Origin of the sequence: Enterobacter sp. ZOR0014 (genome assembly GCF_000798855.1) — a bacterium.
GTDB lineage: Bacteria > Pseudomonadota > Gammaproteobacteria > Enterobacterales > Enterobacteriaceae > Enterobacter > Enterobacter kobei.
The window spans coordinates 1-13006 of record NZ_JTLF01000120.1; the positions used below are offsets into that span (position 1 = coordinate 1).

At 57.6% G+C, this 13006-nt stretch carries 12 protein-coding genes; 4 read left to right on the forward strand and 8 right to left on the reverse strand.

All coding sequences use genetic code 11. From position 1 onward, the window contains the following. Positions 1 to 82: 82 nt before the first annotated feature. Genes L977_RS06205 through L977_RS06215 form a run of 3 tightly spaced genes read right to left on the reverse strand, consistent with a single transcriptional unit; the run spans position 83 to position 2998 of the window. Positions 83 to 553, reverse strand: a complete 471-nt coding sequence (locus L977_RS06205; protein ID WP_014884542.1) for a DUF1456 family protein — start codon at positions 551 to 553, stop codon at positions 83 to 85. A gap of 46 nt (positions 554 to 599) precedes the next feature. Continuing rightward, positions 600 to 1319 (reverse strand): two-component system response regulator BtsR, encoded by a 720-nt coding sequence (gene btsR, locus L977_RS06210; RefSeq protein WP_014884543.1) that lies wholly within the window; start codon positions 1317 to 1319, stop codon positions 600 to 602. Next, the gene (locus tag L977_RS06215) at positions 1313 to 2998 is read right to left on the reverse strand and encodes a sensor histidine kinase (RefSeq protein WP_047625315.1); all 1686 of its coding nucleotides are present in this window, start codon (positions 2996 to 2998) and stop codon (positions 1313 to 1315) included. The genes btsR and L977_RS06215 overlap by 7 nt, the downstream gene beginning before the upstream one ends. A gap of 217 nt (positions 2999 to 3215) precedes the next feature. Here L977_RS06215 and mlrA point away from each other — a divergent pair, with 217 nt between their 5' ends. Further along, positions 3216 to 3956 (forward strand): HTH-type transcriptional regulator MlrA, encoded by a 741-nt coding sequence (gene mlrA / locus L977_RS06220; RefSeq protein WP_014884545.1) that lies wholly within the window; start codon positions 3216 to 3218, stop codon positions 3954 to 3956. A gap of 69 nt (positions 3957 to 4025) precedes the next feature. After that, complete coding sequence (locus L977_RS23620; RefSeq protein ID WP_010433613.1) at positions 4026 to 4139, forward strand: protein YohO; 114 nt, start codon at positions 4026 to 4028, stop codon at positions 4137 to 4139. Here L977_RS23620 and L977_RS06225 read toward each other — a convergent pair. From L977_RS06225 to bglX, 5 genes are all read right to left on the reverse strand, one after another. After that, positions 4114 to 4851, reverse strand: a complete 738-nt coding sequence (locus L977_RS06225) for an ABC transporter permease (protein WP_014884546.1) — start codon at positions 4849 to 4851, stop codon at positions 4114 to 4116. The two genes, L977_RS23620 and L977_RS06225, sit on opposite strands and share 26 nt — an antisense overlap. Beyond that, a complete protein-coding gene (locus L977_RS06230; RefSeq protein ID WP_047625316.1) occupies positions 4835 to 5785 on the reverse strand; it encodes an ABC transporter ATP-binding protein in 951 nt (316 codons plus the stop codon). Before L977_RS06230 ends, L977_RS06225 begins: the two co-directional genes overlap by 17 nt. Beyond that, positions 5778 to 6935: an ABC transporter permease gene (locus tag L977_RS06235; protein WP_014884548.1), complete on the reverse strand. Its 1158-nt coding sequence runs from the start codon at positions 6933 to 6935 to the stop codon at positions 5778 to 5780. The genes L977_RS06230 and L977_RS06235 overlap by 8 nt, the downstream gene beginning before the upstream one ends. 12 nt (positions 6936 to 6947) lie before the next feature. After that, the gene (gene osmF, locus L977_RS06240; RefSeq protein WP_014884549.1) at positions 6948 to 7865 is read right to left on the reverse strand and encodes a glycine betaine ABC transporter substrate-binding protein OsmF; all 918 of its coding nucleotides are present in this window, start codon (positions 7863 to 7865) and stop codon (positions 6948 to 6950) included. 147 nt (positions 7866 to 8012) lie between these two features. Beyond that, on the reverse strand, positions 8013 to 10310 hold the full coding sequence (bglX, locus tag L977_RS06245) for a beta-glucosidase BglX (RefSeq protein WP_023337541.1): 2298 nt from the start codon (positions 10308 to 10310) through the stop codon (positions 8013 to 8015). A 187-nt stretch (positions 10311 to 10497) separates the two neighbouring features. On the opposite strand from bglX, the gene dld reads away from it, so the two are divergent. After that, positions 10498 to 12246: a D-lactate dehydrogenase gene (gene dld / locus L977_RS06250; protein ID WP_047625317.1), complete on the forward strand. Its 1749-nt coding sequence runs from the start codon at positions 10498 to 10500 to the stop codon at positions 12244 to 12246. A 112-nt stretch (positions 12247 to 12358) separates the two neighbouring features. Beyond that, positions 12359 to 12913 (forward strand): GNAT family N-acetyltransferase, encoded by a 555-nt coding sequence (locus L977_RS06255; RefSeq protein WP_047625319.1) that lies wholly within the window; start codon positions 12359 to 12361, stop codon positions 12911 to 12913. Positions 12914 to 13006: the final 93 nt, after the last annotated feature.

Below are 13006 nucleotides of genomic sequence, written 5' to 3' on the forward strand. Positions count from 1 at the left end.
ACAAGTGTTCACTATGTCCCCGGACTGTACACCCACAGGGAGAGGGTCGGGGTGAGGGCATCAGGCCGCACCCATGCTGCCTTTACGCTTTAGGGTGATGCACCCGGTGGGTCAGCCCGCGCAGAAAATTACGCAGAAACTGATCGCCGCACTCGCGGTAGTTTTTGTGGTCCGGCGCGCGCATCATGGCAGTCACTTCCGGCACGGATACGCGGTATTTTTGCTCTGTCATGATCGCCACAATATCGTCCGTTTTCAGCGAGAACGCGATGCGCAGCTTTTTCAGTACCGTGTTGTTGTTCACGCGACGCTCCAGCGCCAGCTCCGGGGCGGACTCATCTTTGCCACGCTTGTCATAAATCAGACCGTTCAGGAAACCCGACAAAATGATGTCGGGGCAGCGCACGAAGCCCTCTTCATCCTCTTTGGTCATCCAGGTGTCAAAGCCTGCAGACGTGGATTCCATGTCGGACAGTGCAAGAATGCGCACCATGTCGTTGTTGTTTGCTTTCAGGGTGTAGCGCAGGCTACGGAGAATATCGTTACTGAGCATAGAGCCTTCGAATGTCGATGTTGCAATGGCGCGCAGTGTACCAGCTTTACAGGCCAATCGCCTCTTTCAAACTTTTCAGATAGCGGCGGCTGACGGGAACAGTCTGCCCGGCGCGCAGGACCAGCTCGGCCTGGCCGTTGTCTTCCAGGCGGATCTCTTTCAGATGCGCCATGTTCACCAGATACTGACGATGACAGCGGATCAGCGGCGTGCGGCTCTCCAGCGTGCGCAGAGTCAGTTCGGTAAACCCTTCATTTCCCTCTGCACTGGTGACAAACACGCCGCTCAGTCGGCTACTCACGAAGGCCACATCATCCATCTGCAAAAGATAGATTCTGCTATGCCCGGTGCACGGGATAAATTTCAGCGGCTGCTGGTTCTCTGGCAGCAGCGTGACATCCTGGACGGTTCGCTCCTGGCGTAACCGGTTCAGGGTCTTTTCCAGCCGCTTCTCTTCAATCGGCTTGAGTAAATAATCAAACGCGTGCTCCTCAAAAGCCTTAACGGCATACTCGTCGAAGGCCGTCAGAAACACGATGTAGGGACGATGCGCCGGGTCGAGCATACCCACCATCTCCAGCCCGCTGATACGCGGCATTTGAATGTCGAGGAACAGCACGTCAGGGCGCAACTTATGCACGGCACCAATGGCCTCAATGGCGTTCGCACACTCTCCCACAACCTCAATATCTGGCTGCTCCTGCAGCAGAACGCGCAGGTTTTCCCGTGCCAGCGGCTCATCATCCACAATCAGCACTCTTAACATGCGTTTTCCTCCAGCGGCAGTCGAACGGTAATACGGGTAAATCGGTCCGGCTCACAGGCCACGGTAATACCGCAGTCGTCGCCAAAGTGGGCACGCAGACGTTTATCCACCAGGCTCATCCCTAGCCCGCCCGACGTGGAAGGCTGATAAAGCCCGGCATTATCTTCAATATCCAGCACCAGATGATGGTTAAAACGGCTGGCAGCAATCGTGATCTCTCCGATCCCCAGCAGCTGCGAAGTTCCATGTTTGATGGCATTTTCCACGATAGGCTGCAGGGTAAAGGCCGGAAGATGCTGATACGCCAGGTCATCCGGGACGGAAAGCGACACCTGCAGGCGAGACTGGAAACGCGCCTGCTCAATCTGCAGATAGGCGTTCACGTGCTCAATCTCATCGGACAGGGTCACTATCTCTGACGGACGTTTCAGGTTCTTGCGGAAAAAGGTCGACAGAAACTGCACCAGCTGCGCGGCCTGATCGCTGTCGCGGCGGATCACCGCTTTAAGCGTATTCAGGGCATTAAACAGGAAATGCGGATTAACCTGCGCATGCAGGAGCTTAATCTCAGACTGCGTTAACAGGGCTTTCTGCCGTTCATACTGCCCGGCGAGGATTTGCGCTGACAGCAGCTGAGCGATCCCCTCCCCCAGCGTGCGGTTGATGGAGCTGAACAGGCGGTTTTTCGCCTCATACAGCTTGATGGTGCCCATCACCCGCTGATTTTCACCGCGCAGCGGAATGACGAGCGTGGAGCCCAGCTTACACTGCGGATGCAGCGAGCAGCGATAAGGCACTTCGTTACCATCGGCATACACTACTTCGCCGGTTTCAATGGCCCGCAGCGTATAGGTTGAGGAGATAGGTTTGCCCGGCAGATGGTGATCGTCTCCGGTGCCGGTAAACGCCAGCAGCTTTTCGCGATCGGTGATGGCGACCGCGCCGATATCGAGCTCTTTGTAGAGCACCTGCGCCACCTTCATGCTGTTCTCCTCGTTGAACCCCTGGCGCAGGATCCCTTCGGTCGAGGCGGCAACCTTCAACGCCGTGGCAGAAAAGGCCGAGGTGTACTTCTCAAACATGGCGCGTTTATCAAGCAGAATGCGCATAAACAGCGCCGCGCCGACAGTGTTAGTCACCATCATCGGGGCCGCAATACTGCTGACCAGGTGCAGCGCATCGTCATAGGGACGGGCAATCAGCAGGATGATCGCCATCTGCGCCATTTCGGCAACAAAGGTGATCGCCCCGGCAGTGAGCGGGCTAAAGACTTTATCCGGGCGACCACGCTTGATCATGTAGCTGTGTACCAGGCCGCCAAGCAGCCCTTCCACGATCGTAGAGATCATACAGCTGAGCGCCGTCATCCCGCCCATGGAATAACGATGCAGCCCGCCGGTTAACCCCACAAGGCCACCGACGACGGGGCCGCCAAGCAGCCCGCCCATCACCGCGCCGATCGCGCGCGTATTGGCGATAGAATCTTCGATATGAAGACCAAAATAAGTCCCCATTATGCAAAAAATAGAGAAGGTGACGTAGCAGAGCAGCTTATGCGGCAGACGTACGGTGACCTGCATCAGCGGGATAAAAAGACGCGTTTTGCTCATCAGCCAGGCGATGACCAGAAACACGCACATCTGCTGAAGCAACAGCAGCACCAGATTAAACTCGTACATACTCAAAACCGCACACGCTAAAAACGCGTAACATACACTGTTGCAGGTTTGCTTTCTTTGAAGCATCCCAAAAAAGCGCAAAATCGTGTCCGTTATCACACCTTTTTCCGATCATCGCGCATCCTGCGCATTATTTGTTCAAAAATCAATCAATCCTTCCTGGTTCGGCAAAGTGGGTCTACAGTTAAGCTGGGAACGCGTAAGCCAGGGGGCAAATATGGCGCTTTACACGATAGGTGAAGTGGCACTCCTTTGTGATATCAATCCCGTTACCCTACGGGCGTGGCAGCGACGGTATGGATTGCTTAAACCGCAGAGAACGGACGGCGGACATCGCCTGTTCAACGATGCCGATATCGACCGGATCCGCGAAATTAAAAGCTGGATAGACAACGGCGTGCAGGTCGGTAAAGTGAAGTCCTTGCTGAGCCACGACGACCCGGACACGCAGCACCTCTGGCGCGAACAGCAGGAAACCCTGCTGCGGCTCCTGCAGGCGGGTAATGTGCAGCGCCTGCGCGCATGGATCAAAGAGCAGGGCCGCGATTATCCGGCACAGACGCTCATCGCCCATCTTTTCATTCCACTCCGTCGACGCCTGCAATGCCAGCAGTCCACCCTGCAGGCGCTGCTCAGCATGCTCGACGGTGTGCTGATTAACTACATTGCCGTCTGCCTCGCCTCGGCGAAGAACAAGGCCGGAAAAGATGCGCTGGTGGTCGGCTGGAACGTGCACGACACCACCCGCCTGTGGCTGGAAGCGTGGATTGCCACTCAACAGGGCTGGCGCGTGGATGTCCTTGCGCACTCGCTGGCGCAGCTTAAGCCTGAGTTTTTCGACGGCCAGACTCTGCTGGTCTGGTGTGGCGAAGTGCCGTCCGCCACGCAGCAACAGCTGCTGACGGAATGGCGTGAGAATGGGTATCCGGTTTATTCCCTTGGCCCGGATGAGCCATAACGGCATTTAATGGTTCATTAACAGCTGCGCTTCACCGTATAATTGTTCCGTTAACAACAGGAGCACATGATGAAGGCAACCAAACTGGCCGTGATTACCCTTTTTGTCCTGATGGCCGTAAGCGGTATCGGCGGCGTAATGCTGGCAGGGTACTCGTTTATTGTTCGTGGCGGTGTCGGCTGAGGTACATCGCCAGCCGCTCAAAAAGGCGGTCGACGACGATAGCCGCCAGCGCGACCAGCACCGCCCCCTGCACAATATAAGCCGTGTTAAACCCGCTTAAGCCGATAATGATCGGCGTTCCCAGCGTATTGGCCCCCACCGTAGACGCAATGGTCGCCGTCCCGATGTTAATAATCACCGACGTGCGGATCCCGGCAATGATAACCGGTGCTGCAAGCGGCAGTTCCACCTTGCGCAGCCGCTGCCAGCGACTCATCCCCATACCTTCTGCCACGCTTAACACCGATGCCGGGACAGCCGCAATACCCGCCAGCGTGCCCTGCAGAATGGGCAACACCCCGTATAAAATCAGCGCGATAAGCGCAGGCTGCTGACCAAATCCCATGACCGGCACCGCAATGGCCAGCACCGCCACCGGCGGAAACGTCTGTCCAATAGCCGCGATGGTTTCCACCAGGGGACGAAACTCCCGCCCGGCAGGCCGGGTCACCGCGATACCCGCACCTGTGCCCAGCACAATCGCGACAGAACTGGAGATCGCCACCAGCCAGAGATGCGCCACGGCGAGATTAATAAAGCTCTCCTGCTGGTACACCGGGCGCGGCAGCCCAGGGAAAAGTGCGCTGAACAGTACCGCGCTGTGAGGCATCAAAAACAGTAAGGCGACAAACAGCGCTACCAGCCAGAGGAGCGGATCACGCAGAGCCTTCACGCGTCACCTCCCCGGCCAGCAGATCGCGAAAATGTAAGCTTCCGCACGGTGCCCCCCGGGCATCCGAAACGGGTAGCACTTCACACTGGCGCGCCACAAACGCGGAGAGAGCATCCCGCAGGGTCATTTGCGCCTGTAGCGGTTCACCGGCGAGCGACGTATCCTGTCGACGCATATAATCACCGACCGTGCGCAGGGAGAGCAACCTGACGCCCAGCTCGCTGCGGCCAAAAAACTCACGCACAAAGTCGTTCTTCGGGCTGGTCAGCAGCGCGAGCGGCGCGCCCTGCTGCACCACTTCGCCGTGATCCATCAGGACCAGATAGTCGGCCAGGCGCAGAGCTTCATCAATATCGTGCGTCACGAGGACAATCGTCCTTCCGAGAATGCGGTGAATACGGGTCATTTCCGTCTGCAGCGCCCCGCGCGTCACCGGATCCAGCGCACCAAAGGGTTCGTCCATCAGCAACACCTGCGGATTGGCCGCCAGCGCGCGCGCCACGCCCACGCGCTGCTGCTGCCCACCGGAAAGCTGGTGCGGATAGCGGTCGCGCAAGGCAGGCTCTAACCCCAGCAGAGACATCAGTTCCTCCACCCGGTCAGCCGTTTTAGCCCGCGACCATTTCTCCAGCTGCAGCACAGTGGCAATGTTTTGCGCCACCGTCCAGTGGGGAAACAGTCCGATGGACTGAATGGCATAGCCCATCCGACGGCGCAACTCCAGCACCGGCAGACTGCGGATCTCTTCCCCGGCAAAGCGGATCAGCCCACTGTCATGCTCGACCAGACGGTTGATCATCTTCAGCGTGGTGGATTTTCCCGACCCTGACGTACCAATCAGCACGGAAAACGCGCCTTCGGCAAAGTTCAGGTTGAGATGGCTCGCCGCCGGGCGACCCGCAAAGGTTTTACTGACATCATGAAATTCAATCATTGGCGCTTCTCCTGAGCAGCGCGAGCCATAAGGCAAACAGCGCGTCGACAACCACCGCCAGCGCAATCGTGGGCACCACGCCCAGCAACACCAAATCGAGAGCACTGCTCAGCAGCCCCTGGAACACCAGCGCACCAAAGCCACCCGCGCCAATCAGCGCAGCGATCACCGCCATGCCCACGGTCTGAACGGCGACTACCCGCAGGCTGCGCAGCAGCAGGGGTAGCGCCAGCGGGAGCTGTATCTTCCAGAAACACTGCCGCGCGCTCATCCCCATGGCATGGGCGCTTTCCAGCACATCCGGCGCGACCTGGCTTAACCCCGCGACCACACCGCGCACCAGCGGCAACAGTGCATAGAGCACCAGCGCGATAAGCGCCGGGGTTAATCCCGTTCCGGCGATGCCTGCCGCGCCCAGCACCGGAAACGACTTCACCAGCCCGGCCAGCGGGGCAATCAGCAGGCCAAACAGCGCAACGGAAGGAATCGTCTGGATGACGTTGAGCACGGCAAAAATGCTGCCCTGGCGGGAAGGATGGCGGTAACACCACATGCCCAGCGAAATCCCGAGCAGAAGCGCCGGAAGGAGCGTGCCGAAGAGGATCGTCAGGTGTTGCGCCAGGGCATCATCAAATACCTCCTGGCGGTTGGCGTACTCTTTTAACAGCGAGAGATTGTTCAGCTCCCCGCTGAACAGCAGGAACAAGGGTATACACCAAATCTGCGCATTCAGTACCCAGCGCCAGACGGCACTGGAGATGAGTCGACGAATCGCATCGCTGCAGGCCAGCAAACAGAGCGCCAGCCACAGCCAGAGGCCGCTGCCTATAGAGGTCCTCGCCAGTGGACTTTCCGCCGACGCCATATGCGTCGCCGCCAGTCCGGCACTCCAGAACAGGAGAATAAACAGCCCTTCGGAGAGGAGCAGCGTCAGCCACTGCGCCGGGCGTCCCTGACAGAGCGACAGGATCACCCACGCGCCCAGCGACGCCGCCAGCCACCCCGGCGTAAACGACCAGACCTGCCAGAGCGCTTTTCCCTCCCCCGACATCAGGCGGTTAGGGGCGACATTCACAAACGGTAACGCGACCGCCGCGATGGCCGTGCAGGCCAACAGCAGCAGTACGCGGTTATGACATTTTATTGGCACAGCCCTTTCCCGTTACTTCACAAGCCCTTGTTGTTTCAGGAAGTCGGCGGCCACTTTTTTGGCATCCAGTCCCTCGACGGCAATGCTGGCATTCAGCTGCTGCAGCGTTTTTTCATCCAGCTTTTCGAAGACCGGCTTGAGCCAGTCGGCAATCTCCGGATGGGCTTTCAGCACCGCCTCACGCACGACCGGGGTCGGGGCGTAAATCGGCTGAACGCCTTTAGGATCGGTCAGGGTCTGCAGGCCGAGCGCCGCCACCGGGCCATCGGTACCGTAGGCCATGGCCGCATTAACACCCGAGGTTTGCTGCGCTGCGGCTTTGATGGTCACCGCAGTATCCCCGCCCGCCAGAGAGAGCAGCTGCGCCTGGTCGAGTTTGAAACCGTAGGCTTTTTCGAACGCGGGCAGCGCGTCAGGACGCTCGATAAACTCTGCGGACGCCGCAAGCTTAAAATCACCCTTCTCTTTCAGGTAGCGGCTAAGATCCGTCAGTGAGGTCAGCTTACCTTTCTCCGCCACATCTTTGCGCACAGCGATGGTCCAGGTATTGTTGGCAGGAGCCGGGGTCAGCCAGACCAGTTTGTTCTGTTCCGCGTCGAGTTTTTTGACTTTCTCATACCCGGCTTTGGCGTTTTTCCATGCTGGATCGTTTTCATCTTTAAAGAAGAATGCCCCGTTGCCGGTGTATTCCGGGTAGATATCCAGTTCGCCGGAGGTAATCGCCCCGCGCACCACGGGCGTGGTGCCGAGCTGGACTTTATTGACGGTTTTCAGACCGTGGCTTTCCAGCACCTGCAAAATAATATTCCCGAGCAGCGCGCCTTCGGTATCGATCTTGGAACCCACTTTTACCGGCTCCGCCGCCTGTAACGGCACACTCAGCGCCGCCAGTAATGCCGCCGATCCCAACATCCCCTTAATAATCGTCATTCCGCTATCCTCATTTTTTTGCTGCCTTTTTCAGAGGCTTGAGAGAAAAGCGTAGCTTAAAACGGCAGAATTAACCGTCAAAATGCCTTTTTAGCATAAGGTAAGATGCATCCCCCGCAGGACGGGGGGATGCAAAGGCAGGAAAGGTTACAGCAGTTCGAACTCGCCTTTATTCACGCGAGCGGAGTCCACCCCGATAAAGACGTTAAATTTGCCGGGTTCCGCATCGTATTTCATCTGCTGGTTCCAGAACTTCAGCGCATCCACGTCAATCGGGAAGCTGATGGTTTTGGTTTCACCCGGCTTCAGGTCAACCTTTTCGAAACCACGCAGCTGCTTCACGGGACGACTCATCGACGCAGTGACATCCTGCACGTACATCTGAATCACCGTTGCCCCTTCGCGCTTGCCGGTGTTGGTCACCTCGACGCTGGCGGTCACTTTGCCATCACGCTTCAGGGTCGGGGCCGACATTTTCACCTCGGAGACCTTGAAGGTGGTGTAGCTCAGACCATAACCAAACGGATACAGCGGGCCGTTGGCTTCATCGAAGTAACGTGACGTGTACTTGTTCGGCTTGTCGGCGTTGTACGGGCGACCGGTGTTCAGGTGGCTGTAATAAACCGGGATCTGCCCGACGGAGCGCGGGAAGGACATCGGCAGCTTGCCGGACGGGTTGTAATCGCCAAACAGCACGTCGGCGATAGCGTTACCGCCTTCGGTACCGGCGAACCAGGTTTCCAGAATGGCATCTGCCTGCTGGTCTTCTTTCACCAGCGCCAGCGGACGACCGTTCATCAGCACCAGCACCAGCGGCTTGCCGGTGGCTTTCAGGGCGGCAATCAGATCGCGCTGACTCTGCGGAATAGTGATATCGGTACGGCTGGAAGCTTCATGCGCCATTCCCTGCGCTTCGCCCACGACCGCGACAACAACGTCCGACTGCTTAGCCGCGTTTACCGCTTCGTCGATCATCTCTTTCGGCGTGCGCGGATCGACCTTCACCGCTTCCTCGTACTGGTTGAGGAAGGTGACGATGTCTTTATCATTAGTGACGTTTGCCCCTTTGGCGTACACCACTTTGGCGTTTTCACCGACGGCGCTCTTGATACCGGTCAGCACGGTCACGGACTGATCGGCGACGCCTGCCGCAGACCAGCTGCCCATCACGTCGCGTTTGCTGTCAGCCAGTGGGCCCACCACGGCAATGGTGCCGGATTTTTTCAGCGGCAGTGTGTCGAGGCGGTTCTTCAGCAGCACCAGGCTTTCGCGCGCCACATCACGCGCTTCTTTGCGGTGCAGGCGGCTTTCAGCATTGGTGTCCGCCGGGTCGGAATCTTTTGGTCCCAGGTGGCTGTAAGGATCGTTAAACAACCCCATGTCATATTTCACGTTCAGCACGTGGCGCGTGGCATCGTCCAGCTCCGCCATCGTCACCTTGCCGCTCTTCACCAGCCCCGGCAGGTATTTGCTGTAGTATTCATCGCTCATGCTCATGTTGATGCCAGACTTCAGCGCCACGCGCACGGCGTCTTCCGGGTCGGATGCAGTGCCGTGTTTGATCAGCTCTTTAATCGCGCCGTGGTCAGACACGGTGATGCCCTTAAAGCCCCACTGGTCACGCAGCACGTCTTTCAGCAGCCACGAATCGGAGGTCGCCGGCGTGCCGTTCAGCGAGTTAAGCGCCACCATCACCGCGCCGCTGCCTGCATCCAGCCCTGCCTTGTACGGCGGCATATAGTCGTTGAACAGGCGCTGCGGGCTCATGTCGACAGTGTTGTACTCTTTACCGCCCTCCACTGCGCCATAGGCCGCGAAGTGTTTGACGCTGGTCATCACCGAATAGCGGTCTGCCGGGCTTTTGCCCTGCATCGCTTCCACCATGGTTTTGCCCATCGTGGCGGTTAAATACGTATCTTCACCGAAGCCTTCCGATGCGCGGCCCCAGCGCGGATCGCGCGAGACATCGACCATCGGAGCCCAGGTCATGTTCAGGCCGTCATCCGCCGCTTCATAAGCCGACACGCGACCGACGGTTTTCACCGCATCGAGGTTAAAGGAGGAGGCCAGGCCGAGACTGATAGGGAAGACGGTGCGCTGGCCGTGTACCACGTCATAGGCGAAGAAGAGAGGGATCTTCAGGCGGCTAAGCGCCATCACCTGATCCTGCATTTTGCGGATATCCTGGCGGGTGACGGTGTTAAAGATGGCGCCCACCTGGCTTTCTTTGATCATCTCCCGGATGGCCTCTTTCGGGTTATCCGGGCCGACGCTTATCAGACGCAGCTGGCCGATCTTCTCATCAACCGTCATCTTTTTAAGCAGTTCCGTGACAAATGCGTCCCGGGCTTCAGGCGTAAGCGGGTGATTGCCAAACAACTCATCTGCCAGCGCAGGCTGCAGCGCCAGGCTGACGGCGACACCTAAAGAACATATCCATCTCATGTCGTTACTCTCTCATCATTAACCGCCGGAAGAAGGCCACCGGTCCGGGCGAAAAGCGCAGTGTGCCATAAACCCTCTTTTGCTTGCAGGGTTATTCTCTGATTTTTCTCATGAATAGTAGACCGCGAAACTGTTAATCGCGCTATGCTTTACAGCGAGAAATTTGCCCCACCACAAGGAGTGGAAGATGTCTTCTGTTCGAACTGACGATAACAAAACATTCATTAACGAACTGTCGCGCCTGGTTGGCTCCTCTCACCTGCTTACCGACCCGGCTAAAACCGCCCGCTACCGTAAGGGTTTCCGCTCCGGTCAGGGCGAGGCGCTGGCGGTGGTCTTTCCGGGCACGCTGCTGGAACTGTGGCGCGTGCTGAGCGCCTGCGTTGCCGCCGACAAGATTATATTAATGCAGGCGGCCAACACCGGCCTGACCGAAGGTTCTACGCCGAACGGCAACGATTACGATCGTGACATCGTGATTATCAGCACTCTGCGCCTCGACAAGCTGCATCTGCTGGATAAAGGCGAGCAGGTACTCGCCTTCCCTGGTACCACTCTTTACTCGCTGGAAAAAGCGCTTAAGCCGCTGGGACGAGAACCGCATTCGGTGATCGGCTCCTCCTGCATTGGCGCCTCGGTCGTCGGTGGGATCTGCAATAACTCCGGCGGCTCGCTGGTGCAGCGCGGCCCGGCTTACACCGAGATGTCGCTGTTTGCCCGTATCAATGAAGACGGCAAGCTGACGCTGGTGAACCATCTGGGTATCGATCTCGGCGTAACGCCAGAGCAGATCCTCAGCAAGCTCGACGACGATCGCGTGAAGGACGAAGACGTGCAGCACGACGGCCGCCACGCGCACGACCATGACTACATTATCCGCGTGCGCGATATCGACGCCGATACGCCGGCGCGCTATAACGCCGACCCTGACCGTCTGTTTGAGTCCTCCGGCTGTGCGGGCAAACTTGCCGTTTTCGCGGTGCGTCTTGACACCTTCCCGGCAGAGAAAAAGCAGCAGGTGTTTTATATCGGCACCAACCAGCCTGAAGTGTTAACCGAAATCCGTCGTCATATTTTGGGCGAATTCACCCACCTGCCGGTGGCGGGCGAATATATGCATCGGGACATTTACGACATTGCCGAGCGTTACGGCAAAGATACGTTCCTGATGATCGACAAGCTCGGCACCGACAAAATGCCGTTCTTCTTCACCATGAAGGGCCGCACCGATGCGATGCTGGAGAAAGTGTCGCTGTTCAAACCTCACTTCACCGACCGCTTTATGCAGAAGCTGGGCAACGTTTTCCCGGCGCATTTGCCGGAGCGAATGAAAACCTGGCGTGATAAGTACGAACATCATCTGCTGCTGAAAATGGCCGGGGACGGGATTGCCGAAGCGCAGGCCTGGCTGACCGACTTCTTCAAAACCGCCGAAGGGGATTTCTTCGCCTGTACCCCTGAAGAGGGCAGCAAAGCCTTCCTGCACCGTTTTGCCGCGGCGGGAGCCGCTATCCGTTACCAGGCAGTACACTCTGACGAGGTGGAAGATATCCTGGCGCTGGATATTGCCCTGCGCCGTAACGACACCGAGTGGTTTGAGCATTTGCCGCCGGAAATTGACAGCAAGCTGGTGCATAAGCTCTATTACGGCCATTTTATGTGCTATGTCTTCCATCAGGATTACATTGTCAAAAAAGGAGTTGATGCCCACGAACTGAAAGAGCAGATGCTCGCCCTTCTTCACGAGCGTGGCGCACAATATCCTGCGGAACACAACGTCGGGCATCTTTATAAAGCTCCTGACGCACTTAAGCAGTTTTATCGCGAGAATGACCCTACAAACAGCATGAACCCCGGCATTGGTAAAACAACGCGGAAGAAATACTGGAAAGAGAGCCCAGACGCGGAGCAGCACTTAACGCAAGCGTCTGATTAATTCCTACAGCCAAATTTGAGAGATTGTTTAGCGCTTGTTAATCGTAATAGAGTAGCGGTCTGTCGCCGGAGAAACGTTTCTCCGGCATGCCATCACGAGGAGCAGGCACATCATGTCGGCTGTTGACGTTTTATCCGAAACCGAACTGGAAGTGCGCGACGCCCTTCCCGATGATGTGCATGCCATCACCGCAATTTATGCCTGGCATGTGCTTCACGGACGCGCGTCCTTTGAAGAAGTCCCCCCGACTATCGACGAAATGCGCCAGCGTATGAAAAGCGTGGCTGAGAACGGTTTACCGTGGCTCATCGCACTGTATCGCGGCATCGTGGTGGGTTACTGCTATGCCAGTCCTTACCGACCGCGACACGCCTACCGCTATACCCTGGAAGAGTCGATTTACGTGGACGCCAGCACCACCGGCCGCGGTTTTGGCACGGCATTAATGGATGCGCTTATCGCACGCTGCGAACAAGGCCCGTGGCGGCAGATGATTGCCGTAGTGGGAGATGGCAATAACAACGCCGGTTCGTTGCGGCTGCATAAAAAGCATGGCTTCGAGATTGTCGGTCAGCTGCGCAGCGTGGGATACAAGAAAGGCGACTGGCGGGATACGTTGATTATGCAGCGCCCGCTCAACGACGGGGACTGGACGCTGCCGGAATAAAAGCAAAACGGTAACCTGGGTTACCGTTTTTAGTGTGTTCTCCCTCTCCCTGTGGGAGAGGGTTGGTGTGAGGGCATCAGCGCGCAGAGGTAC